The organism is Streptomyces sp. NRRL S-1813, from assembly GCF_000719605.1.
Taxonomy (GTDB): domain Bacteria; phylum Actinomycetota; class Actinomycetes; order Streptomycetales; family Streptomycetaceae; genus Streptomyces; species Streptomyces decoyicus.
On record NZ_JOHB01000002.1, the window covers coordinates 329,652 to 351,787 of the forward strand.

The 22,136-nt window shown below is 69.1% G+C and carries 24 protein-coding genes; 16 read left to right on the forward strand and 8 right to left on the reverse strand.

What is annotated here, in order from left to right; genetic code table 11:
- Positions 1-8: 8 nt before the first annotated feature.
- The 8 genes from IF67_RS0106170 to IF67_RS0106205 all read right to left on the reverse strand — a co-directional run bounded on the left by IF67_RS0106170 (position 9) and on the right by IF67_RS0106205 (position 6,079).
- Positions 9-1,760, reverse strand: a complete 1,752-nt coding sequence (locus IF67_RS0106170) for an FAD-dependent oxidoreductase (RefSeq protein WP_051817643.1) — start codon at positions 1,758-1,760, stop codon at positions 9-11.
- Positions 1,757-2,038: a UBP-type zinc finger domain-containing protein gene (locus IF67_RS0106175; protein ID WP_030982922.1), complete on the reverse strand. Its 282-nt coding sequence runs from the start codon at positions 2,036-2,038 to the stop codon at positions 1,757-1,759. Before IF67_RS0106175 ends, IF67_RS0106170 begins: the two co-directional genes overlap by 4 nt.
- 126 nt (positions 2,039-2,164) lie before the next feature.
- On the reverse strand, positions 2,165-3,070 hold the full coding sequence (locus tag IF67_RS0106180) for an alpha/beta hydrolase (RefSeq protein WP_030982923.1): 906 nt from the start codon (positions 3,068-3,070) through the stop codon (positions 2,165-2,167).
- On the reverse strand, positions 3,067-3,489 hold the full coding sequence (locus IF67_RS0106185) for a nuclear transport factor 2 family protein (RefSeq protein WP_030982924.1): 423 nt from the start codon (positions 3,487-3,489) through the stop codon (positions 3,067-3,069). The genes IF67_RS0106180 and IF67_RS0106185 overlap by 4 nt, the downstream gene beginning before the upstream one ends.
- Positions 3,486-3,944, reverse strand: coding sequence for a nuclear transport factor 2 family protein (locus IF67_RS0106190; protein ID WP_030982925.1), 459 nt, complete (start codon positions 3,942-3,944; stop codon positions 3,486-3,488). Before IF67_RS0106190 ends, IF67_RS0106185 begins: the two co-directional genes overlap by 4 nt.
- Positions 3,941-4,633, reverse strand: coding sequence for an EthD family reductase (locus IF67_RS0106195; protein ID WP_030982927.1), 693 nt, complete (start codon positions 4,631-4,633; stop codon positions 3,941-3,943). The genes IF67_RS0106190 and IF67_RS0106195 overlap by 4 nt, the downstream gene beginning before the upstream one ends.
- Positions 4,634-4,693: 60 nt before the next feature.
- Positions 4,694-5,002 (reverse strand): muconolactone Delta-isomerase, encoded by a 309-nt coding sequence (locus IF67_RS0106200; RefSeq protein ID WP_030982929.1) that lies wholly within the window; start codon positions 5,000-5,002, stop codon positions 4,694-4,696.
- Positions 5,003-5,014: 12 nt separating this feature from the next.
- Positions 5,015-6,079 (reverse strand): ankyrin repeat domain-containing protein, encoded by a 1,065-nt coding sequence (locus tag IF67_RS0106205; RefSeq protein ID WP_051817645.1) that lies wholly within the window; start codon positions 6,077-6,079, stop codon positions 5,015-5,017.
- 235 nt (positions 6,080-6,314) lie between these two features.
- Here IF67_RS0106205 and IF67_RS0106210 point away from each other — a divergent pair, with 235 nt between their 5' ends.
- The 16 genes from IF67_RS0106210 to glgA all read left to right on the forward strand — a co-directional run bounded on the left by IF67_RS0106210 (position 6,315) and on the right by glgA (position 22,113).
- Positions 6,315-7,136, forward strand: a complete 822-nt coding sequence (locus tag IF67_RS0106210; protein WP_030982933.1) for a type 1 glutamine amidotransferase domain-containing protein — start codon at positions 6,315-6,317, stop codon at positions 7,134-7,136.
- A gap of 36 nt (positions 7,137-7,172) precedes the next feature.
- The gene (locus tag IF67_RS0106215) at positions 7,173-8,810 is read left to right on the forward strand and encodes a thiamine pyrophosphate-binding protein (RefSeq protein WP_030982935.1); all 1,638 of its coding nucleotides are present in this window, start codon (positions 7,173-7,175) and stop codon (positions 8,808-8,810) included.
- A 23-nt stretch (positions 8,811-8,833) separates the two neighbouring features.
- Entirely contained in the window at positions 8,834-9,286 is a 453-nt protein-coding gene (locus IF67_RS0106220) for a YybH family protein (RefSeq protein ID WP_030982937.1), read from the forward strand.
- 13 nt (positions 9,287-9,299) lie between these two features.
- Positions 9,300-9,674, forward strand: a complete 375-nt coding sequence (locus tag IF67_RS0106225; protein ID WP_030982938.1) for a nuclear transport factor 2 family protein — start codon at positions 9,300-9,302, stop codon at positions 9,672-9,674.
- Between the two features lie 40 nt (positions 9,675-9,714).
- Entirely contained in the window at positions 9,715-11,313 is a 1,599-nt protein-coding gene (locus tag IF67_RS0106230) for a GMC family oxidoreductase (protein WP_063754304.1), read from the forward strand.
- Positions 11,256-11,870, forward strand: coding sequence for a DJ-1/PfpI family protein (locus tag IF67_RS0106235; protein WP_030982942.1), 615 nt, complete (start codon positions 11,256-11,258; stop codon positions 11,868-11,870). Before IF67_RS0106230 ends, IF67_RS0106235 begins: the two co-directional genes overlap by 58 nt.
- Entirely contained in the window at positions 11,870-12,361 is a 492-nt protein-coding gene (locus IF67_RS0106240) for a VOC family protein (RefSeq protein WP_051817649.1), read from the forward strand. The genes IF67_RS0106235 and IF67_RS0106240 overlap by 1 nt, the downstream gene beginning before the upstream one ends.
- Positions 12,354-14,255 (forward strand): AGE family epimerase/isomerase, encoded by a 1,902-nt coding sequence (locus IF67_RS0106245; protein ID WP_078889293.1) that lies wholly within the window; start codon positions 12,354-12,356, stop codon positions 14,253-14,255. The genes IF67_RS0106240 and IF67_RS0106245 overlap by 8 nt, the downstream gene beginning before the upstream one ends.
- Positions 14,252-14,599, forward strand: coding sequence for an STAS domain-containing protein (locus IF67_RS0106250; RefSeq protein ID WP_030982946.1), 348 nt, complete (start codon positions 14,252-14,254; stop codon positions 14,597-14,599). Before IF67_RS0106245 ends, IF67_RS0106250 begins: the two co-directional genes overlap by 4 nt.
- Positions 14,596-16,707 carry a glycogen debranching protein GlgX gene (gene glgX, locus IF67_RS0106255; RefSeq protein ID WP_030982949.1) on the forward strand — a complete coding sequence of 704 codons (2,112 nt, stop codon included), beginning with the start codon at positions 14,596-14,598 and terminating at the stop codon, positions 16,705-16,707. Before IF67_RS0106250 ends, glgX begins: the two co-directional genes overlap by 4 nt.
- A gap of 58 nt (positions 16,708-16,765) precedes the next feature.
- Positions 16,766-17,077 carry an anti-sigma factor antagonist gene (locus IF67_RS0106260; protein ID WP_030982951.1) on the forward strand — a complete coding sequence of 104 codons (312 nt, stop codon included), beginning with the start codon at positions 16,766-16,768 and terminating at the stop codon, positions 17,075-17,077.
- A gap of 19 nt (positions 17,078-17,096) precedes the next feature.
- Positions 17,097-17,540: an ATP-binding protein gene (locus tag IF67_RS0106265; RefSeq protein ID WP_037838857.1), complete on the forward strand. Its 444-nt coding sequence runs from the start codon at positions 17,097-17,099 to the stop codon at positions 17,538-17,540.
- Positions 17,541-17,547: 7 nt separating this feature from the next.
- Entirely contained in the window at positions 17,548-18,801 is a 1,254-nt protein-coding gene (locus tag IF67_RS0106270; RefSeq protein WP_051817652.1) for a PP2C family protein-serine/threonine phosphatase, read from the forward strand.
- Between the two features lie 71 nt (positions 18,802-18,872).
- The gene (locus IF67_RS0106275; RefSeq protein ID WP_030982956.1) at positions 18,873-19,625 is read left to right on the forward strand and encodes a MinD/ParA family ATP-binding protein; all 753 of its coding nucleotides are present in this window, start codon (positions 18,873-18,875) and stop codon (positions 19,623-19,625) included.
- 17 nt (positions 19,626-19,642) lie between these two features.
- Complete coding sequence (locus IF67_RS0106280; protein ID WP_030982958.1) at positions 19,643-20,932, forward strand: nucleotidyltransferase family protein; 1,290 nt, start codon at positions 19,643-19,645, stop codon at positions 20,930-20,932.
- Complete coding sequence (gene glgA, locus IF67_RS0106285) at positions 20,932-22,113, forward strand: glycogen synthase (protein WP_030982960.1); 1,182 nt, start codon at positions 20,932-20,934, stop codon at positions 22,111-22,113. Before IF67_RS0106280 ends, glgA begins: the two co-directional genes overlap by 1 nt.
- The last annotated feature ends 23 nt before the right edge of the window (positions 22,114-22,136 follow it).

Consider the following 22,136-nt stretch of genomic DNA (forward strand, 5'->3'; position numbering starts at 1 on the left):
GACGGTCGTCACGGTTGCCCAGCCACCCTGGTGGGGCGCTGCTCCCGTCGGCCTCCGCCCACCGCCCGGTAGCGGTGCACGAGCGACACGGCCATCGCGCCCTCGCCCACGCCGGAGGCCACCCGCTTGATCGACTGGGCGCGTACGTCGCCGGCCGCGAACACCCCGGGCACGCTGGTCTCCAGCAGAAGGGGGTCGCGCTCCAACGGCCAGGAGGCCGACGAGGCCGACGGCTTGCCCGAGTGCATGAGATCGGGGCCGGTCAGAATGAAGTCGCGTTCGTCGCACTCCACGACACCGTCCAGCCAGCCGGTCCGCGGCCGTGCTCCGATGAAGGTGAAGATGAATCGCGCCGCTTCCTCGGTTTCGGTCCCTGTCCGGTCGTTCCGGAGAGTGATGCGCTCCAGATGCCGGCCGCCATCGAGCGCGAGGAGCCGGGTGCTCAGGCGTACCTCGATGTTGGGGGTCCGGCGTATCTCGTCGACGAGGTACTGGGACATCCCGGCCTCCAGTGAGTCGGCGCGCACGAGGACGGTGACCTTGGCCGCGTACTTGGCGAAGTGGATTGCGGCCTGGCCGGCCGAGTTCGCGCCGCCGACGATGAAGACGTGGTGGGAGATGCAGGAGCTGCTTTCGGTCGTTGCGGCCCCGTAGTACAGGCCCTCGCCCTCGAAACGGTCCGCGCCGGGGACGTCCAGGCGGTTGTACGACACTCCGGTGGCGAGCAGCACGGTCTCGGCGCTGATTTCGGAGCCGTCGGCGAGGGTGAGGATGCGGGCGGGGTCGGCCCGGCGCAGTCCTACGACCTCTACGGGGTGGAGCAACTCGGCGCCGAATCGGCCCGCTTGGCTCACCGCGCGCCGGGTCAGGTCGCCGCCCGACAGACCGGCCGGAAACCCGAGGTAGTTCTCGATGAGGCTGGAGGTTCCGGCTTGCCCGCCGGGAGAGTTGGCGTCGAGGAGGAGGGTGGAGAGACCCTCGGAGGCTGCGTAGACGCCCGCGGCAAGTCCGGCCGGGCCTGCGCCGACGATGACGGTGTCGTAGTGCGGGCGGGAGGCGGTGGTGGAGAGGCCGAGCTGATCGGCGAGTTGGGTGGTTCCGGGTGCCGAGAGGACGGTGCCGTCCGGGAAGACGACCAGGGGCAAATCGGGCTTCGGGGCGGGGTGTTGGTCGAGGAGCCGTTGCGCTTCCGGGTCGGTCGCCACGTTCAGGAATAGGAAGGGCTGGCCGTTGCGGGTGAGGAAGTCGCGTACGGCGTGGGTGCGGGCCGAGACGACATGGCCGGCGACGCGGATGCCCTGATACGCGGGGCGGTAGGCGGCGAGCCAGTCGGAGAGCAGGTCGTCGAGGACGGGGAAGAGCCGTTCGGCGGGCGGGTCCCAGGGCTTCATGAGGTAGTAGTCGAGGCGCACTTTGTTGATGGCGGTGATGGCGGCGTCGGTTTCGGCGTAGGCGGTGAGGAGAACCCGGCGGGCGTCGGGGAATCTGCTCACGGCTTCCAGGAGGAAGTCGACGCCGGTCATGTCGGGCATCCGCTGGTCGACGAGGAAGAGCGCCGGATCGTGGCCCCGTTCGTCCAGGGTGTCCAGGACCTTCAGCGCCTCGCCGGCGGAGGAGGCGCCGAGGATCCGGTAGCGGTCGGCGTAGACGCTGCGCAGGTCGCGGCGTACGGCGCGGAGTACCTGGGGGTCGTCGTCCACCGCGAGGATCACCGGTTTGCCTGCCTCGTTGGCTGGGGCCGCGGACGGGGGCGCGGTCACCGGGACGCCTCGTCGGTGAACTCCAGGAAGAGCCGGTCCGGGAAGCACCAGCCCCAGTTCTCGTCCGGTTGGGCGGAGACGACGACAGGATGACGGGTGGACTCGTAGTGGCGGCTCGCGTGCCGGTTCCTGGAGGAGTCGCAGCAGCCGATGTGGCCGCAGGTGAGGCAGCGGCGCAGGTGGACCCATCCGTCGCCGGACTGCAGGCATTCCTGGCAGCCGTCGGACGACGGGGCGGCCACGGCGGTGATCTGGTCGAGGTGTGAGCAGGTGGGCATGGGTGTCTCCGTCAGGGCAGCGGGACAGGGCGAAGCAAGGCAGGGCGAAGGCAAGGGCCGGGGCACAGCGGTGCTCTGTCACACACCGCTGCGCCCCGCCGAATGATCGATCTGGCGCGCTACGCGCTATGCCAGGGTTTCCGTGAAGTGCCGGGCGGCGATTCCGGCGGCCTCGGTGACCTTGGCGTCCTGGTCGTAGAAGTCGAACTGGGTGCCGCTCGTCCAGACGAGCCGCTTCGGGCCGTCGAGGGCGTCGTAGAACTTCTCCGCCCCTTGGGGAATCGCCCCGTCGCGGCTGTGCACGAGCAGGGTCGGCGCCTTGATGCGGGGGGCCGCCGGGTGCGGGTCGAACGTCAGCCACTGCGGCCAGGACATCACGGCGAACCGGTTGTCCCAGGAGGGCACCGCCCCGCGTTTCTCGTCCAGGTAGTAGTCGAAGGGACCGAACATCGCCGCCTGTGGGTCGGTGGTGCTGACGGCCGGCACGTACTGCGGGGCCTCTCCGTTCTCGTAGCGGGCGAGCGCATCGAGGCCGAGGTCCATCTTCTTCTGCACCTCATCGGCGCCTCCGTAGATGTCGCGTACGAGGCCGGCGTCGTGCAGCCAGGGCGCGACGAGCGCCAGGCTGCGGACCCGCGGGTCGTCTGCGGCGTTCACGGCGGTGTATCCGCTGCTCGCGCACACCCCCAGGGCGCCGATACGGCCGGGGTCGACGAGTGCGTGCCGGGCGAGGAAGGTGATGGCGTTGTGGGTGTCGGCGGTCTTCCGGGCCGGCGACTCCAGTTGGCGGGGCCGGCCGCCCGACTCGCCGAATCCCGTGAAGTCGAAGGCCAGTGAGAGGAAGCCCGCCTCGGCCATCCGTTGTGCGTAGACCGCCGGCATCTGTTCCTTGACGGTCGTCCAGGAACCGGTGACGACGATCGCGGGCCCAAGGCTCTGGCCGTCGGGCCGCTCGGGCCGGTACAGGGTTCCGACGAGAGTCTCGCCGTCGCTGTCGAAGGTGACCCGCTCTGTGCGTACGGTGTGTGTCATGCCGCCCTCCCGTCGATCGCCCGCAGAATCTGGGACGGATCGGTGTACGACTTCCAGCGCACGATCTTGCCGTCGCGCACCGTGAGCCTCTGGATGAACTCGATCTCGAAGGCCTGGCCCGTCTTCTTGACCACGGACTTTTCGTAGAGGATGCCGATGGCCTGGTCGCCTTCGACGATGAGCTCGACGAGTTCTTCGGTGCCGACGTCCACCGTGTCCAGGAAGACCTTCAGGCTGTCGAGCACCGCCGCCGGACCGTGATAGGTGCCGATCCACGGCATACGGTCGTTGTAGCCGGGCACCGGCGTGAAGTTGACCCACTCGATGTCGTCGGCCAGATATCCCAGCGCCCGGTCGGCATCGCCGCTGGTGAGCGCGGAGAACCACCCGGTGGCGGTCTCGCGTGTGGTGCGGGTCATCGCGTGGTTCCTTCCATGATCTGCCGGTTGCCGGTGGCCCAGTCGGCGGTCATCGTCAGCCCGTCGATCCGCCATCCCGCCGGGGTGCGGCGCAGCGTGAACCGGTAGTGCCCGCCGAGCGTCCACAGGGGACCGCCGAGCGCGTTGGGCTGCAGGTGGGTGGCCTGGAAGTCCGACGTGGCGACCGCGGTGTCGCCCGCCGCACGCACCAGGTGGTTGGTGAGCAGATGCTGGGTCGAGGCGAGGCCGGAGAGGTGGGTCCGCCAGACGTCAATCAGTTCGCCGGCGGCCATTTCGGCCGGCTCGCCGCCGTTCAGGCTCGTGTAGTCGACCTGCACCTTCTCCGCGAAGACGGCGGAGCGGAGCAGCTCCCACTCGCGTTTGTCGGTGTGCCAGCACATCCGGGTGCACACCTCGGTGATGTCGAGGCGGTCCTGGAGATCCGCCTCGCTCATAGGGCTCCCTCGCGGCCGGTGATCCAGTTCTCCTTGAGCAGGAGTGTGTGGACGTAGCGCGGTTCGGTGAAGAGGGTGAGGTCGGCAAGCATGTCCCGGTACTCGGGGGTCTCCCGGGCGGCCTCGAAGGCCGGCACATCGTCGAACCAGAGCTGGTAGGCGGCGTCCAGTACGGCCTCGCCCACGCCGTAGAAGGCGTCACGGGTGTGGTTCTGGGTGTACCTGCGCAGGCCCGGGATCTTCTCCGCCAGCCGGGCCTGCCGGGTCAGGCTGCGCTCCCGGAATCCCCTGAGCGGCAGCCCTTCGCGGCGCTTGACCAGGATCAGCACCTTGGTCAGGGCGCCGTCGGCGTCGTCCCCTGGCACGATGACGTGGGCCTCGGTGTCCAGCACCACGGTGCGCCAGAACGCCGCCCAGCGGGGCTCGTCCAGGCGCGCACCCTTGAGGAACTCCGGGCTCTGCAGGGAGGCGAGTTGCTCCTGCTCGTTCTCCAGCCAGATCTCGGCCACCCCGCTCCACAGCGGGTCGTCCTCGTCGCCGGGCCGGGGGATGCGGGTGTCGACGCAGTACCGCTTGATCTGCGGGATCTTGACCGCGTACCGGACCGCGTGCTGCTCGACCCAGTAGCGCTGGAACTCCTCTTCTGACATGCCGGGCTTGGGGTGGGCCAGGATGATCTGGTGGATCACGTAGGTCTCCTTGAGGGATGAGGGATGAGGGATGAGGGATGAGGGATGAGGGTTGAACTGTCAGACCCGGTAGTGGGCGTTCACGTCCTCGGCGAAGCCCGGGTAGTCGCGCAGCGGCCAGACCACCTCGAACTCCAGGTATTCGCGCATGGGCAGCCGGCCCAGTGCGGTGCGGTCGAGCTCCTCGGCGTCCTCGCAGTCCACGACCGCGATGACCCGCTTCTGGGCGGCGACCTTCCAGATGCCGACGACCATGCCGGAGTCGATCGTTTCCTTGGCGTGGACGGTCTCCTGGGCTTCGACCTCCCAGAGTTCGTCCAGGGAGATGCGACCCTCGTGGTTCCACTTCATCTGCACGTAGAACAGCACGGTGGCTCCTTGTCAGGCGGTGGGAAGGGCAGCGGCCTTGCCGGCGGCGGCCAGGGTGTGGGTGAGGGGGTGTGTGGAGCCGAGGCTTTGGCGGGCGATGTCGGCCGGCGTCCTGCCGTCGTGACCGACGAGGTCCCGTCGTGCGCCGGCGTCGATCAGGACCTGGGCGCATTCCTCGTAGCCGTGCCAGAGAGCGTCGTGCAGTGGGGTGTAGCCGTTGGTGATGCCCTGGAAGTCCAGGTCGATGCCGGGCGCGTCGACCAGCAGGGCAGTGATCCCGGCGCGGCCGTTGTAGACGGCCTTGTGCAGCGGTACGGCGCCGAAGGTCGGTTCGGTGGCATTGACGTCGGCGCCGGCGGCGAGCAGCTCGCGGGCGATCTCCTCGTGGCCGTCGCGGCAGGCCACCAGCAGCGGGGTGTGGCCGTCGTTGAAGCCGTTGACCACCGGGAAGCGGGCGTCGACCTCGGCGCCGTCGGCGAGTTGCCGCCGAACCGCATCGAGGTCGCCGGCGACCACCGCGCCCATCAGCTGCTGCGCTTGCGCTGCGTCGGTGTCGCGCTGCGTACGGTCAGTCAACAGGCGCTCCGCGGCGAGCAGTTTGTCCTTGCCGCGGGTGTTGACGTTCAGCTCGTACGCAAAGTGTTCGCGCATGGAGAAGCCGTAGTGCGTCGACAGGTTCAGGCCGGCCTGATGGTCCAGGAGCACGGCCACGACCTCCGGCCACTTGTACCAAAGGGCGTCCATGAGCGGGGTGTGTCCCGTGGTGGGCGCAACGGCGTCCACGAAGGCGCCCGCCTCCAGCAGTACCCGGACGGTCTCGGGATCGCCTCCCTGGACGGCCTTGTGCAGGGCCGTCCCGCCGCCGCGGGAGTCCGCGGTGTACAGGTCGGCCCCGGACCTCAGGAGAAGCCGTACGGTCACTGCGTCCCCACGGCCCGCCGCGATCATCAGGGCGGTCAGCCCGCTGGCCCTGTCGCGTGCGCTCGGGTCGGCCCCGAGATGGAGCAGCCCGGAGACGCCGTCGGTATCGCCGTCGCGTACCGCGGCAATGAATTCCTCGCGCGTTGGAGTCGTCATCCTCTTCTGCCTTCTTTCGGGATGAGCCGGCGAACGGAGATTAGCCAGGCGGCCACCACCCCATGCGACGACCTCACAAACTCTCAATTGTTACTGCGGAGTCTTGACGTCGGACGGTCACGACCTCACCAAGTCGCGACCACCTAACAAACTGCTTCCGATTCCCTTTGACAGGCGTTCGCTTGCTGGCCCACTGTCAATGCCGGACAACGACCGACCACGTCGGAGGATTCACGTGAAGCACATTCTGATCGTTCTTTCCGAGTACGGATACTGGGCCGAAGAATTGGTCGGCCCGCTCCGAAAGTTCGACGAGCGCGGATACCGCGTCACTTTCGCGACGCCCACCGGAAAGCGCGCACACGCCCTTCCGCCGAGCCTCGACGAGGAATACGTCGACCCGCCGCTCGGCCGTTCCGTGACCACCGCCGAGGTGGCCGCGCTGGGCCGGCAGGTGGAAAGCGGCAACCGGCTCGACAATCCGCTGAGCCTCGCCGGCTGGATCCCCGAGCGCCCCTACACCAGCGCCCCCGACCACCTCCGCAAACTGGAGGACTACCACCGGGCGCTGGAGCAGGTCGAAAGCCGGCTGGAGCAGTACGACGCGCTGCTCATCGTCGGTGGCAGCGGGCCCATCGTCGACCTCGCCAACAACGAGCGGCTGCACGACCTGATCCTGGCGTTCGTCCGGGCCGGCAAGCCGGTCGGCGCCGAGTGCTACGGCGTCGCCTGCCTCGCCTTCGCCCGCGACTGGGACGACCGCAAGAGCATCATCTGGGGCAAACACGTCACCGGCCACTGCAAGGAGTACGACTACAAGGACGGCACCGGGTTCCTCGGGACCGACTTCGTCATGGGCCCGCCGCCGTATCCGCTGGAGTACATCCTGCGTGACGCAACGGGGCCTGACGGTGCCTATCACGGAAATTTCGGAAAGCCGCTCTCGGTGATCGTCGATTTCCCGTTCATCACCGGCCGTTCCACGCCCGATTCCTTCCTGACCGGTCGGAAAATGGTCGAGGTTCTGGAGAGCGGGCTCACCCGGTTCGGCTGGTAACGAAGCCGGTAAAAGGCAAACCACAGGGAGTATTCGGTGGCGGGCAAGTCAGGAAACGTCAAACTCATCGAGCAATTCAAGGCCGACGGTCTCGATGTCATGTTCGGAAATCCGGGAACCGTGGAACAGGGTCTGCTCGACGCGGCCGAACAGACCACGGGATTCCGGTACGTGCTGGCTCTCCAGGAGACGGTGGCGGCCGGAATCGCGGACGGCTATGCGCGAGCGACGGGCAACGCGGCGCTGCTGCAGCTGCACAGCGGGGTCGGCCTGGGTAATGCGATCGGCATGCTCTACCAGTCGATGCGCGGGCACACGCCGCTCGTTGCCATCGCCGGCGACGCCGGGGTGCGGTACGACGCCATGGACGCCCAGATGGCGGCCGACCTCGTCGCCATGGCGAGCCCGGTGACCAAGTACGCGACCAGGGTGACCGATCCGCGCTCGGTGCTGCGGGTGATGCGCCGGGCCGTGAAGATAGCCCTGACACCGCCGCGCGGCCCCGTATTCGTCGCACTGCCGATGGATGTGCTCGACGAGCTCAACGACGAGCCCGTTATCGCCTCCACCGTCCCCGTCACCGTCTCCGCCCCGTCGGCGGAGACGGTGACGCGGGCCGCTCAGTTGCTGGCCGCCGGGCAGCGGCCGCTCGTCCTGGCCGGCGACGGTGTCTCCCTCGCCGGAGCGCAGCAGCAACTGGTCCGGGTGGCGGAGCTGCTGGGGGCGGATGTCTGGTCCGTCGACTCCTCGGAGGTCAACTTCCCGGCCTCGCATCCTCTCTCCCGGGGCCAGCTGGGCCATATGTTCGGCGAGCGCAGTGCTGCCGCGGTGGCGGCGGCGGACGCGGTGCTGATCGTGGGCACGTATGTCTTCCCCGAGGTCTTCCCACGGCTCACCGGCCCCTTCCGGCCGGACGCCCGCATCGTCCACATCGACCTCGACTCCTACGAGATCGCCAAGAACTTCCCAGTCGATCTCGGTGTGGTGGCGGACCCGCGGCCGGCTCTCACGGCGCTTGCGGCCGAGCTGAACGGCCGGCTCACGCCCGGTCAACGGCAGGCGGCCGCCCGGCGGTTGGCCGTACACAAGGACGAGCGGCAGCGGAGCCTGCGCGAGGCGTCGCCCGACGGCTCGACGCTTGAGCACTTCTTGCGGGAACTCGCCCGCCGGGCGGGGGACGAGATCATCGTGTTCGACGAGGCGCTCACCTCCTCGCCCGCCGTGGTCAAGCACCTGCCTCCCGACCGCCCCGGTGACTACTTCCTCACCCGCGGCGGCTCCCTCGGGGTCGGCATCCCTGGCGCCGTGGGAGCCAAGCTCGCCCACCCCGGCCGCACCGTCGTCGGCTTCACCGGCGACGGCGGGGCGATGTACACGTACCAGGCCCTGTGGACCGCCGTCCGGCACTCCGTCGCGGCGAAGTTCGTGGTCTGCAACAACCGCAAGTACCGGCTGCTCGACGACAACATCGCGCAGTACTGGAAGGAACGGGACATCCCCGGGCACGGCTTCCCGTCCTCCTTCGATCTGTCCCGCCCCGACATCCGCTTCGCCGACCTGGCCCGCGCCCTGGGCGCCGACGGCGTCCGGGTCGAGAAGCCCGAGGAGGCCGTGGACGCGGTGGAGCGGATGCTCGCGGCGACGGGGCCCTTCCTGGTCGACCTCCAGATCTGACCGACACCCCGAGGAGTCCCGCCATGCCGGAGGCCCCCGCCGTACGAGGGCTCACCGAACAGGCTGTCCGCGCGCTGGCCGGGCGGTGGTACGCCGCGTTGGACCGCCACGACGACCTGGACGAGATGAAGGCGTTCGTCGTCGACGACGGCCTGATGATGCGCTTCCCCGAAGGCACCTTCCGGGGGCACGCCGGCTTCGCCACGTGGTACGCGGCCGTCTCGCACCGGTTCTTCGACGAGGAACACACGGTGACCGACACCCAGGTCGTCGTCGACGGTGCCCAGGCCCGCGTCCATGTCCGCGTCAACTGGCAGGCCAGGGCGTGGAACCCGCCGGCCGCGAGGAGCGAGTGGCTCGGCTTCGACGCCGACCAGACCTGGATCGTGGTGGCCGGTCACGGCGGCCCCGTTCCGCTGATTAGGACCTATATCTGCAACAGGCTGGAGCCGATGCCGGGCTCCGCCTCCCTGTGAGGAGTTGGGGAACGTGACGGACGCCCGCGAAGTGCTCGCCCATTACTACCTCTACGCCAACGCCGGTGACTGGAACCGCTGGTGCGACCTGTTCGCCGACGACATGGTGATGGACGAACAGCTGGCCGGCCGTATCGAGGGCCGCGACAAGCTTCGTTCGATGATGGCCGGCATGGGGGAGCTGTACTCCTCCTTCGAGAACATCCCCTCGCACTTCCTCGTCGATGGGGACGAGGCGGCGGTGGTCTCCCACATCTCAGCGCGGAGTTCCTCGGGCAAGCCCGTCGAGGCGGCCGTCATGAACTACTTCCGCATCGAGAACGGCCTCATCACGTACTTGGCCAACCACCACGACACGCTGCCGTTCCAGGTGCTCTCCCAGAGCTAGCACCGCCTGGCACCCCTGCACGAACCGCTCGGAGAGACCCATGAAGGAAGAGTACGACTACGTCATCGTCGGAGCAGGCACGGCCGGATGCGTGCTGGCCAACCGTCTGACCGAGGCCCCCGACGCACGGGTCCTGCTACTGGAAGCAGGGTCCGGCCGCATCCCAGGGGAGGTGGACGACCCCACCGCCTGGCTCCGCCTCCTAGGCAGCCGGATCGACTGGCGCTACCGCAGCACTCCGCAGCCGGGCCTCAACGGCCGGGTGACACGGGAACCACGCGGTCGTGCGGTGGGCGGCAGCAGCAACCTCTACCTGATGATGCATGTGCGCGGGCACCCCTCGGACTACGACAACTGGGCCTACCAGGGCGCCGCCGGCTGGTCCTTCCAGGATGTCCGGCCGTATTTCGAGCGCCTGGAGGCCGAACCACCCACCCCCGCCTCCCATCACGACCCGAACCCTGCCTCCCAGGCGTTCATCGACGCCTGCGCCGAGCTGGGCCACGAGAGGGCGGCGGACTTCAACGCAGGTGTCATGCAGGGCGCCGGATGGCACCATCTCGATGTCGCGGACGGGCGGCGCCGTGGTGTCCTCGCCTCCTACCTGGAGCCGGCCCTGGACCGCCCCAACCTCACCCTGCGCTGCAACGCCCAGGTCGTCGGGCTCGCCGTGGGCGGTGACACCTGTGTGGGGGTGGAATATCTCCAGCGTCCGGAGCAGCCAGGCACCGACGGCCGGGAGGTGCGGGACAGGCACGGCGATCCGGTCCGGCCGGGCCTGCACCAGGCGTGCGCGGCAGGTGAGGTGATCCTCGCGGCGGGCGCCATCGAGTCCCCCAAGCTGCTGATGCTCTCCGGCCTCGGCAGCCCGGACCACCTCAGGGAGGTCGGCATCGACGTGATCGCGGCGCTGCCCGGAGTGGGGGAGAACTTCCACAATCACGTGCTCACCGCGGTCATGACCGAGTCCCGCACCGCGGTGCCGCCGGCCCGGCAGAATCTCTCCGAGAGTGCGCTGTTCACCACGTCCGCGAACGGACTGCCGGGCCCCGATCTCCAACTGGCCTTCGTCCACGCGCCGTTCGACGCTTCCCTCGCCGGGCCGCACCCCAACACGGTGAGCATCCTGCCTGGTGTGGTGCGCCCGGCCTCGCGCGGCTGGGTCCGGCTCGCCCACGCCGACCCGCTCGCCAAGCCGCTGGTCAACCCCAACTACCTCGCCGACCGCTCCGACGTGGACCGTCTGGTGCAGGGCGTGCGGCTGGCCCGGGAGATCACCGCCGCCTCGGCCTTCTCTCCCTGGAACAAGCAGGAGCTCTGGCCCGGCCCCACGCTCACCACCGACGAGGACCTGCGTGCCTTCGTACGGCGCACCGCGGACAGCTACCACCACCAGGCCGGCTCCTGCCGTATGGGCATCGACGACCTGTCCGTGGTGGATCCACAGCTGCGCGTCCACGGGGTGCGGGGCCTGCGGGTGGTGGATGCGAGCGTCATGCCCGCGGTGCCGTCCGGTAACCCGCACACCGCCGTCGTGATGATCGCCGAGAAGGCGGCCGACCTGATCAGGGGGAGTCACCCATGTCTGACGTGGCGCTCAGGGAAGGCCCGCTCTCAGGCACCCGTATCGCGGTGCTGATGGAGAGCGACTTCTACGAGCCCGAGATCTTCTACTACCGTCACCGGTTCGCGGAGGAGGGCGCCCGGGTCGACTTCCTCACCCGCCTGTGGGGCCAGTCCGAGTTGACCTTCACCGGCCACGAGTACCGGGCCCCGTTCACCGTCGACCGCGGCCTGGACCGGATCACCGATACCGGACTGCGGCGGTACGCCGCGCTGATCGTGCCCTCCGGCATGGTGGCCGACCGCTTGCGCTACACCGACGACGTCGAACGCCTGGCGCCCGCCACCGAGCTGCTGCGCCGCGCGTTCGCCGATCCAGGCGTGGTCAAGGGGATCATCTGCCACGGCATGTGGCTGGCCTCCGCCATCCCCGAGGTGGTCCGCGGCCGCAAGATCGTCTGCCACAACAACCTCCTCGGCGACGTACGGAACATGGGCGCCGAGTACGTGGACCAGGACGTCGTGGTCGACGGGGATCTGGTCACGGGTCGCACCGGCGAGCACCACCACCTCTTCGCCCGGACCCTCATCGATCTGCTCAGCCGGCGGAACACGCAGCGGAAGGAAGCCTGATGCACTGGGCACACGTCGGCCTCAACTGCCGCGATCAGCGGCGGACCGAGGAGTTCTACACCCGCTGGTTCGGCTTCCGCCGGGCTCGTGTGGTGCCGGTGGGCGATCGGCAGATCGTCTTCCTCCGCAATGGCAGCGCCTACCTCGAACTCTTCCCGGCCCGGGATGCGCCGGCGAACCAGGATCCGTACAGCCCCGACCGGGCCGACGGGCCGCCGCATGCCGGCAGCGTCCGCCATCTCGCCTTCCAGACCGACAGCGTCGACGACTTCCTCGCCGCGCTGGGCGACGCCGCCGAGGTGACGCTCGGGCCGCTGGGCTTCGACGACGTCATCCCCGGCTGGCGGACCGTATGGCTGCGCGACCCCGACGGTGTGATCGTCGAGGTCGGCCAGGGATTCCGGGACCAGGACGCGCTCGAACTCGACGCGGCCCGTAGCAGTGACCATGTGGCACCCCTCAGCGAAAGGGACGGCTCCCTCCATGCCTGACATACCCGATGCGGTGCACTTCACCTTCTCCGACACCATCGCCGGCTGGGTCACCGCGTACGACCCCGACACCCGCCTCCTCCGCCTCTCCACCGCGGACGAACGGGAAGTCGAGGTCACCCTCACCGACGAGGTGGCCGCGGAACTCCTGCACAACCTCGAGGAGCCGTACGCCGACGCCGGCGCGCACCTCGACGCCATGCTGGAACCCGGCCGGTTCCTCTTCGTCTACGCGATCTTCTACCCCGACGGCGGAAAGACCGTCGTCGAGGCCAAGCGGCTTACATTCCCCGGCCGTCGGCCCGGCACGTACCGGTTCGAGGAGTCCGACTGGTGGATCCGGCAGCTGGAGAGCATCGCCGGTTTCTACCGCCGGGCCCAGTTCGGCGACGGGCCGGTGGACTACACCCAGTACCGGACACAGCTGAGGCTGGGCGGCGACAAGACCGCCAGCCACATCCAGGAGACCGACACCATCTCCCGGCTGGTCTACGGCATGGCCTCGGCCTTCATGCTGACCGGCAACGAGGAGTACCTGGAGGTTGCCGAGCGCGGCACGGAGTACCTTCGCGAGCACATGCGCGTCGTCGACCCCGAGGAAGACGTCGTGTACTGGTACCACGGGCTCAGCGTCGACGGGGACACCGAGAAGAAGCTGTTCACCTCGGAGTTCTCCGACGACTACGACGCCATCCCGATGTACGAGCAGATCTATGCGCTCGCCGGGCCCGTCCAGACCTACCGGGTTACCGCCGACCCGAGGATCAAGAGTGACGCCGATGCGACCCTGCGGCTGTTCGAGAAGTTCTTCCTCGACCGGGAGCACGGCGGCTACTACTCCCACATCGACCCGATCCTCTTCCGCGCCGACCACGAGTCGCTGGGCCCCAACAAGGACCGCAAGAACTGGAACTCGGTGGGTGACCACGCGCCGGCCTATCTGATCAACCTCTATCTGGCGACGGGCGACGACCGCTACGCGCGCATGCTGGAGTACACCTTCGACACCATCGTCGAGCACTTCCCGGACCGCAAGAACAGCCCCTTCGTGCAGGAACGATTCCACCGCGACTGGTCGCACGACACCACGCACGGCTGGCAGCAGGACCGCGCGGTCGTCGGCCACAACCTCAAGATCGCCTGGAACCTGCTGCGGATGCACTCGCTCCGCAGCAAGGCGGAGTACCTCGAAACCGCCGTGAACATCGGTGAGGTGATGCCCGCGGTCGGCAGCGACCGGCAACGCGGCGGCTGGTACGACGTCGTCGAGCGGGTCCGCCGCGACGGTGCCGAGTCCCACCGTTTCGCCTGGCACGACCGCAAGGCGTGGTGGCAGCAGGAGCAGGCGATCCTCGCCTATCTGATCCTCAACGGGGTCACCAGGCGTGAGGACTTCCTGTGCGAAGCACGCCAGGCCGAGTCCTTCTACAACGCCTTCTTCCTCGACCACGACGAGGGCGCCGTCTACTTCAACGTCCTCGCCTCCGGCCTGCCCTATCTGCTCGGCACCGAACGGCTCAAGGGCAGCCACTCGATGAGCATGTACCACTCCGCCGAACTGTGCTTCCTCGCCGCCGTCTACAACAACCTGCTGATCAACGGCAGGCCGATGGACTTCTGGTTCAAGCCGGACCCGGCCGGGCTGGAGGGCGGAGTGCTGCGTGTCGCCCCCGATCTGCTTCCTGCGGGTTCGGTCCGGATCGCGGAGGTCGAGACCGACGGCAACCCGTACTACGACTACGACGCCGACGCGCTCACCGTGCGTCTGCCGCAGTCCACCGTGGGGGCACCTCCTGGGGGCACCGCCCAGACGGAGTCTGGGGGAGGTAGCTGGGGGAGGATCAAGGTACGCGTCCGCCTCGAGCCGGCCCAGGCCCAGGAGCCCCGATCATGACGACCGAGGTAGCGGTCCGTTCCCACGACCAGGACGGCGTCACTGTCCTGGAACTCGACGGAGAGATCACCAGCGTGACCTCGGCCGCACTCCAGCAGCGGATCCTGCCGCTCATCGGGCGCAGCCCCACCACGCTCATTGACCTGACCAAGGTGCCCTATATCTCCAGCGCCGGACTGCGCACCCTGCTCCTGGTGCACCGTCAGGCCCTGCGGGCCGAGACCCGGACCGTCCTGGTCGGGCTGTCGGACGAGGTCCGGTTCGTGATGTCCTCCACCGGATTCCTCGGCTTCTTCGACGTCCGCGACAAGGCGTCCTGCGACCCGGAGGCGCTCCGCGAATGACCACCACCGACAACCGCGCACGCATCGACGCCTACCCCACCCACCGCATCGCCGGCTACGGCGTCCGGGCCGGCAGCCCCCTCCCCTTCGGCGCGACCCTCGTCCCCGGCGGGATCAACTTCTCGGTCTACTCCGACCGCGCCACCCGGATGTCGCTCGTCCTCTTCGAGCCCGGCGCCCGGGAACCGCTGGCCGAGCTGGAGTTCCTTCCGTCCTTCCAAATCGGCAGCGTCTACGCCATGACCGTCTTCGGGCTGGATGCCGAGAGTCTGGAGTACGGGTTCCGCGCGGACGGGCCGTTCGACCCGGAGCGCGGCGACCGGTTCGACGCCACCCGCGTCCTCACCGACCCGTACGCCCGGATGATCTCGGGACGCGACGAGTGGGGCACGGAACCGGACCGGGACCGCCCCTGTCCCTACCGTTCCCGGATGGTCTTCGACGACTTCGACTGGGGGGACGACGCACCGCTGCGCATCCCGGCCCAGGGCCTGGTCGTCTACGAGCTGCATGTGCGTGGCTTCACCCGCCACCCCTCGTCCGGGGTGACCGCTCCGGGCACCTATGCGGGGCTGCGGGAGAAGATCCCGTACCTGAAGGAGCTGGGCGTCAACTGCGTCGAACTCATGCCGGTCTTCGAGTTCGACGAGCACGACAACCCGCGCAGCGACCCGCAGACCGGCGAGCCCCTCCTCGACTACTGGGGCTACAACACCATCGGCTTCTTCTCCCCTAAGGCCGGATACGCGGCGACCGGCCGCTTCGGCATGCAGGCCGACGAGTTCAAGACCTTGGTCAAGGAGCTGCACGCGGCCGGTATCGAGGTCATCCTCGACGTCGTCTTCAACCACACGGCCGAAGGCAACGAACAGGGCCCGACGATCTCCTTCCGCGGCCTCGACAACGCCACGTACTACATGCTCACCCCGGCCGGTGACTACTACAACTTCAGCGGCACCGGCAACACCGTCAACTGCAACCACCCGGTCGTCCGCGACTTCGTCCTCAACTGCCTGCGCCACTGGGTGTCGCAGTACCACATCGACGGCTTCCGCTTCGACCTGGCCGCCATCCTCGACCGGGCACCGGACGGCACCCCGCTGGCCAACCCGCCGCTGCTGGAACAGCTCGCCCACGACCCGGTCCTGCGCCACTGCAAGCTGATCGCGGAGGCCTGGGACGCCGCCGGCCTCTACGAGGTGGGGACCTTCCCCGCCTACGGACGCTGGGCGGAGTGGAACGGCAAGTACCGGGATGCGGTGCGCCGGTTCCTCCGAGGCGACCCGGGCACCGTCGGCGAGCTGGCGACTCGTATCGCCGGTTCACCCGACCTGTACACCGGGCGCGGAACCTCCGCCTCCGTCAACTTCCTCACGGCGCACGACGGATTCACGCTGCACGACCTGGTCTCGTACGACATCAAGCACAACGAGGCCAACGGTGAGGGCAACGCCGACGGAGCCAACGACAACTACAGCTGGAACTGCGGCGTCGAGGGCCCCACCGACGACCCGGACATCCTGCGGCTGCGCATGCGCCAGATGAAGAACGCCATGGCCGTCCTGCTCACCAGCCAGGGCATGCCCATGCTGCTCGCGGGTGACGAGACGGCGCGCACCCAGTCCGGTAACAACAACACCTACTGCCAGGACAACGAGCTGTCCTGGCTCGACTGGAGCCGCCGCGACACCCACGAGGAGCTGTACCGGTTCGTCCGTTCCCTGATCGCCTTCCGGCACGCGCACCCGCTGTTGCGCAGCCCTTGCCATCCCGGTGGGCCGGGCACGGAGAGGGCAGGATCCGGCGACATCAGCTGGCACGGAGTGCGCGCCTGGCAGCCCGACTGGTCCACCGAGAGCCGGTTGCTGGCGCTGATGCGTTCCGGCGGCGGCGAGCAGATCTATGTCGCGATGAACGCCCACTGGGAATCCCATGACCTCGAACTGCCGCGGCCGGAAGCCGGAACCGAGTGGCATCTGGTCGCGGACACCGCCGCCGAGTCGCCGTACGACATCCACGGTCCGGGCGAGGAAGTGCCCCTGGACGTCCCCGGGCACTACCGGATCGCACCGCGCTCGACGGTCATCCTGCTCGCCCGCGCCGCCTGACCCCCGACGCGCGGAGCGTCCCAGCCCTACCGGCCTTCCATAGAAGCGGAGTCCCACCATGCCCTTTTCCGTCTCGGTCACCACCTCGGCCGACATCGCCACCATCGAACTCAGCGGCGAACTGGACGCCTCCAGCGCCCCCGCCTTCCACGACACGATCGAGAAGGCCGCGGCCGCCGGCGTCAGCCATGTCGCCATCAGGGCCCATGACCTCACCTATATGGCCAGCGCCGGACTGCGCTCCCTCGTCTTCGCCCGGCAGAAAATGGGCGACGACGTGCGGATCACCGTGACCGGCGCGAGCGTCTCCGTGGCCCGCACGATCCGGCAGGCCGGCTTCGACCGCAGTGTCACCCTCATCGACGAGTGACGGCGAGCCGACCGTGCAGATGAACGCCCTGTGCCTGTCTGCCGCGTTGACCTCCCTCGATGAGATCGCGCGCTACGTACTGGACCTCGCCGGGCGGGCCGGGCTCTCGGAGGAGACCACCTACCGGTTACGTCTGGCCACCGACGAGCTGGCCACCAACGTGGTCATGCACGGCTACCGCGGGAACGCGGGGGAGTTGCGCCTCGTCGGCGGCATGGAAGCGGACACCGTATGGATCCGCATGGAGGACGACGCGCCCCGCTTCGACCCCGGTGCGCACTGCGTGCCGCCGCAGACCCAGCTGCCGCTGGCCCAGCGCGCCATCGGAGGGCTGGGGATCCACCTCGCGCTCACCGCGCTCGACGACTTCAGCCACCGCTACGCCGACGGTCACAACAGCAGCACGCTGGTGATGCGGCGCCATGACCACAACACCCACAGCGACAACGCCACCGTGAAGTGAGGCGGACATGTCCGATGTCACTGCCCTCCTGGTACACCCGGAGCGCAACCCGCCCCCCGACCTGCTGACCGCCCTCGCCCGCGAGGACGTGACCGTCGTGGTGCGCACCCCGGACGAAGCACTGGACGCCGCCGGGCAGCCGGCTCCCGCGGCCGAAGTGCTGCTGGCACCGGCGGAGATGGCGCCGCGCGGCGTACGGGCGGTGAGCCGGCGGATGAGCGAGACGGGCCCCACCCCGATCGTGGTGGTGTACACCGAGCGCGACTTCGCCGCCATCGACCAGCACATCAAGCTCGGCCACGACTACCTCGTACCGCCCTTCCTCCCCTCTCTCGTCCGGGCCCGACTGCGCAGCTGCTACGAGCGGGCCAAGCTGAGCCAAACGATGGAGGAGGTGGAGGCCCAGGCTGAACTCCTGAGCTATGAAAGGGAGTTGAGGATCGGCCGGGAGATCCAGGAAGGATTTCTGCCCGAAGGACTTCCGACGCTCGACGGCTGGGATCTCGATGTGCGCTTCAGCCCGGCCCGGAATGTGGCCGGTGACTTCTACGACGTCTTCGAGATGGTCAACCGGCGCAGGCTGGCCCTGGTCGTGGCCGATGTGTGCGACAAGGGCGTCGGTGCGGCCCTGTTCATGGCACTCATCCGCAGCCTGCTCCGGCACACCGCCGAACACAGCGGGCTGCAAAGCCTGATGACGACACCTCAGGCCATGCCCACCGCAGGTCCGGGTGACGGCCGGCCGGGCGGGTCCCACATGATCCCGGTCGTGGGCGCCACCCCGCTGATGAACGCGGTGGTCGGCACCAATGGCTACCTCACCCGCAACCACAGCGGCCAGGGCTACTTCGCGACGATGTTCTTCAGCGTTCTGGACCCCGCCACCGGCAACCTCGTCTACATCAACGGCGGCCACAACCCGCCACTCCTGGTCCCCAGGGAAGGCGGCGAGCCGCATCCCCTGGAGCCCACCGGTCCGGCCGTCGGCGTCATCCCCGACTGCGTCTTCTCCTTGGGCTACGCGCGGGTCCGGCCAGGGGACACGCTCTTCGTCTACACCGACGGCGTGCCCGAAGCCCGCAACGCACAGGGCGAGTTCTTCGGCGACGACCGTGTCCTGGATCTGCTGCGGGAGCCGGTGTCGTCCGGCCGGGCGCTGCTCGCCCGCATGGAGGCGGCCCTCCGGGAGCACAGTGGGTCCGCCGAACAGCACGACGACATCACCATGCTGGCCGTCAACCGGACGGTCGCGCCAGGCTGACCAGGTCTCGGCAGCATGCACGGCTCCACTCACCGCGACGACCGGTCAGGACCGGCAGGATCGGACGGCCCATGGCACACATCATCGCAATGCATTCGCACCGTGGCGGTACCGGCAGATCCAGCATCGCCGCGAACCTCGCCCGGCTGATGGCCGACGCCGGACACCGCGTCGCCCTCGTGGACACCGACATCCAGTCGCCGGCGGCCCATGTCCTCTTCGGGGTGTCGGACCTGTCGCCCAGGACCACCCTCGCCGACTACCTGATCGGCCGGTGCGAGGTCGAAGACGCGGCAGTCGCCGTACCCACCGCGCCCGGCGGCGGAGAGCTCTTCCTGGTACCGGCGCGGGCGGAGGCCTCCGGCATCCACGAGATCATCGCCCAGGGGTACGACGTGGGCCTGCTGCGCGAAGGCTTCGACCGGCTCATCAAGGCGCTGCGGCTCGATGTGCTCCTGCTCGACACCCACGCCGGCATCAACAACGAAACGGTCACCGCGGTGGCCAGCGCACAGACCCTGATCGTGGTGACCAGGTCCTGCCGGCTCGATCTCACCGGCGCGGGCGAGACCATCGAGTTCGCCAACCAGATCGGGTGCCCGCGCCGTGTGCTCGTGGTGAACATGGTGCCGCCGGGTGTGAACGGAGACCAGGCCAGGCAGCGCGCCGAAGCCGCCTACGGCACGATCGCGACCGCCGTGCTCCCCTACGCGCCGGAGCTGGCCTGCGTCGCGGGCGACCGGCTGTTCGCCGCGGCCCACCCGGACCACCCGCTGGTGACGCAGTTCCGCGCGGTGATCCCTTCCCTGATGGACGAGGAATGAGCGAGGTGACGGTAACCATGGACGGAGTTTCCGGGATAGCCCTGGTGGGCGGACGAGGCGTACGGGCCCGGCCGCTGACGCTGAACTCCCCGGACTGTCTGCGCAGCAAGGCCGCCCTGAGCCTGGCCGGCCGCAGCCTGATCGAGTGGGCTGTGGAGAGCCTGCACAGCCAGGGCGTCGACTGGTTCTTCGTGGCAGCCAACGGCGGGCAGAACCGTGCCCAGACCAAGGCGATCCTGGAGCACGGGGAGCGGCTCGGCGTCTCGGTCCGGTACTCCCGCACCCGCTTCGACGACAGCAACACCGGTTCCGGGGAAGCCACCCTGCGCTGCCTGGAGCACTGGGACCTGGGCGGCCTGGCCCTGGTCTTCCCTTCCGACTCGGTCTTCGACTTCGACCTGGAGGCCATGGTCCGCGCTCACCGGGCCGCCGACGCCGTGGTCACCGTCGCCTCGGTGCTCCGCTCGCCCGCCGAGGCGGCCCGCAAGTACGGGGTGGTGCAGCAAGGGCCGGACGGCATGGTCACCGGCTTCCTGGAAAAGCCCGAGCTGCACACGATCGCGCACTGCGGAAGCCAGGTCGAGACGAACGCGGGGATGTATCTGGTCGACTGCGACCGGCTCCGGATGGCCGGGCGGGAACCGGCCCTCGCGGCGCTCGCCCGCCGCAGCCTGGACTGGGGCGGCGACCTGCTGCCGTATCTGGCGGGCCACGGTCACCGGGTCGCTTCGTTCCCCATCACCAGATTCGGCGACCTGGGCAGCCCCCGCGACTACCTGACCACGCTGCGGGACGTGCTCCGCGACGCATACCCGATGCTCAGCGGCCACGCCCGGATCCATGAGAGCAGCCTGCAGCTCAAGGACGAGACCACCGGGCGGACCCTGGCGGAGAAGATCGCCGACGGCACCGTCCGCATCGGACCCGGCGTGCGCATCGGCCGGGACGTGGAGATCGGTCCGGGAGTGGACCTCACCGACTCCGACATCGGCGACGGCGTCGACATCGGCGCGGGCAGTGTGCTACGGGGCGCGGCCTGCGGCGACCACAGCATCGTCGGCCCCGCCGCCAGGATCTTTGACTCCTTCCTGGGCGCCATGGTCGACATCCGCTCCACCGCCGACCGCCCCGTGGTCCTGGAGGACTTCTGCGCACTGGGGGACGAGATGCGGGTAGGGGCAGGAACCCGCCTCAGCGGCGTCAGGGCGTATCCACGGCTGGAGATCCACAGCGGCGTCGGCATCCCGCCCGGCACCGAACTGTCCTGCCTGCAGGACGTGCTGCGCGGACTGGGAAAGGCGGCGTGATGCGGGCCACCCTGCTCAGCCGGGAGTACCCGCCGCACGTCTACGGCGGTGCCGGCGTCCACGTCGAGCAGCTCTCCCGGGAGCTGCGGCGGCTGGTCGACCTGCGGATCCACTGCTTCGGCGAGCCGCGCCCGGAACCGTACGTCACGGCCCACCGGACACCGCCCGAACTGGCCGACGCCAACCCCGCACTCCACACGATGGGCATCGCCCCGGCCATGGCAGCGGCGGCGGCCGGCGCCGACGTGGTGCACAGCCACACCTGGTACGCGAATTTAGCCGGTCACCTCGCCAAGCTGCTGCACGGGACACCTCATGTCCTCACCGCGCACAGCCTGGAGCCGTTGCGCCCGTGGAAGGCCGAACAGCTCGCCGGCGGCTACCAGTTGTCGCTGTTCTGCGAACGCACCGCGGTACTCGGCGCAGACCGGCTGATCGCGGTCTCCCGCGCGATGCGGGAGGACCTCCTGCGCTGCTACCCCGAACTCGACCCCGGCCGGGTGGTGGTGATCCACAACGGCATCGACATCGAGGCCTTCGCCCCCGATCCCGGCACCACGGAACTGACGCCGCTCGGCATCCGCACCGACCGGCCCACCGTGGCCTGCGTCGCCCGCCTCACCCGGCAGAAGGGACTGCTCCATCTGCTGCGGGCCGCACCGTATCTGCCCCCCGGCACCCAGCTGGTGATGTGCGTGAGCGCCCCGGACACCACGGAGATCGCCGACGAGTTCACCACACTGGCGCAGGAGATACGGGACCAGGGCGTCGACCTGGTGCACGTCGAAGAGCCGCTCTCGCGCGGTGCCCTGCGGCAACTCCTCACCTACGCCGATGTCTTCGCCTGCCCGTCCGTGTACGAGCCCATGGGCATCGTCAATCTGGAGGCCATGGCATGCGGCACCGCGGTCGTCGCGACGGCTGTCGGCGGCATCCCGGAGGTGGTCGCCGACCGGGAGACCGGCCTTCTGGTGCCCATCGACGTCGCCCCGGGCGGCGGGGGCGAGCCCGCAGATGCGGATGCCTTCGCCGAGGACTTCGCGGCCCGCGTCAATGAGCTGCTGGCGGATCCGGAGCGGGCCCGCCAGATGGGCCGGGCCGGCCGCCGCCGCGCGGCGGAGCACTTCTCCTGGGCCTCGATCGCCGCACAGGTCCACGGGATCTACCGGGCCGTGGTGTGAGTCGTGTGAGCGATGTGAGCCGA

Bases quoted from the DNA above. Each gene is read 5' to 3' on its own strand.
- IF67_RS0106275 (WP_030982956.1), top strand. From the start codon at position 18,873: ATGGCACACATCATCGCAATGCATTCGCACCGTGGCGGTACCGGCAGA.
- IF67_RS0106190 (WP_030982925.1), bottom strand. From the start codon at position 3,944: ATGAGCGAGGCGGATCTCCAGGACCGCCTCGACATCACCGAGGTGTGC.
- IF67_RS0106220 (WP_030982937.1), top strand. From the start codon at position 8,834: ATGCCGGAGGCCCCCGCCGTACGAGGGCTCACCGAACAGGCTGTCCGC.
- IF67_RS0106205 (WP_051817645.1), bottom strand. From the start codon at position 6,079: ATGACGACTCCAACGCGCGAGGAATTCATTGCCGCGGTACGCGACGGC.
- IF67_RS0106270 (WP_051817652.1), top strand. From the start codon at position 17,548: ATGTCCGATGTCACTGCCCTCCTGGTACACCCGGAGCGCAACCCGCCC.
- glgA (WP_030982960.1), top strand. From the start codon at position 20,932: ATGCGGGCCACCCTGCTCAGCCGGGAGTACCCGCCGCACGTCTACGGC.
- IF67_RS0106185 (WP_030982924.1), bottom strand. From the start codon at position 3,489: ATGACCCGCACCACACGCGAGACCGCCACCGGGTGGTTCTCCGCGCTC.
- IF67_RS0106175 (WP_030982922.1), bottom strand. From the start codon at position 2,038: ATGCCCACCTGCTCACACCTCGACCAGATCACCGCCGTGGCCGCCCCG.
- IF67_RS0106240 (WP_051817649.1), top strand. From the start codon at position 11,870: ATGCACTGGGCACACGTCGGCCTCAACTGCCGCGATCAGCGGCGGACC.
- IF67_RS0106230 (WP_063754304.1), top strand. From the start codon at position 9,715: ATGAAGGAAGAGTACGACTACGTCATCGTCGGAGCAGGCACGGCCGGA.
- IF67_RS0106245 (WP_078889293.1), top strand. From the start codon at position 12,354: ATGCCTGACATACCCGATGCGGTGCACTTCACCTTCTCCGACACCATC.
- glgX (WP_030982949.1), top strand. From the start codon at position 14,596: ATGACCACCACCGACAACCGCGCACGCATCGACGCCTACCCCACCCAC.
- IF67_RS0106235 (WP_030982942.1), top strand. From the start codon at position 11,256: ATGTCTGACGTGGCGCTCAGGGAAGGCCCGCTCTCAGGCACCCGTATC.
- IF67_RS0106260 (WP_030982951.1), top strand. From the start codon at position 16,766: ATGCCCTTTTCCGTCTCGGTCACCACCTCGGCCGACATCGCCACCATC.
- IF67_RS0106180 (WP_030982923.1), bottom strand. From the start codon at position 3,070: ATGACACACACCGTACGCACAGAGCGGGTCACCTTCGACAGCGACGGC.
- IF67_RS0106280 (WP_030982958.1), top strand. From the start codon at position 19,643: ATGGACGGAGTTTCCGGGATAGCCCTGGTGGGCGGACGAGGCGTACGG.
- IF67_RS0106265 (WP_037838857.1), top strand. From the start codon at position 17,097: ATGAACGCCCTGTGCCTGTCTGCCGCGTTGACCTCCCTCGATGAGATC.
- IF67_RS0106250 (WP_030982946.1), top strand. From the start codon at position 14,252: ATGACGACCGAGGTAGCGGTCCGTTCCCACGACCAGGACGGCGTCACT.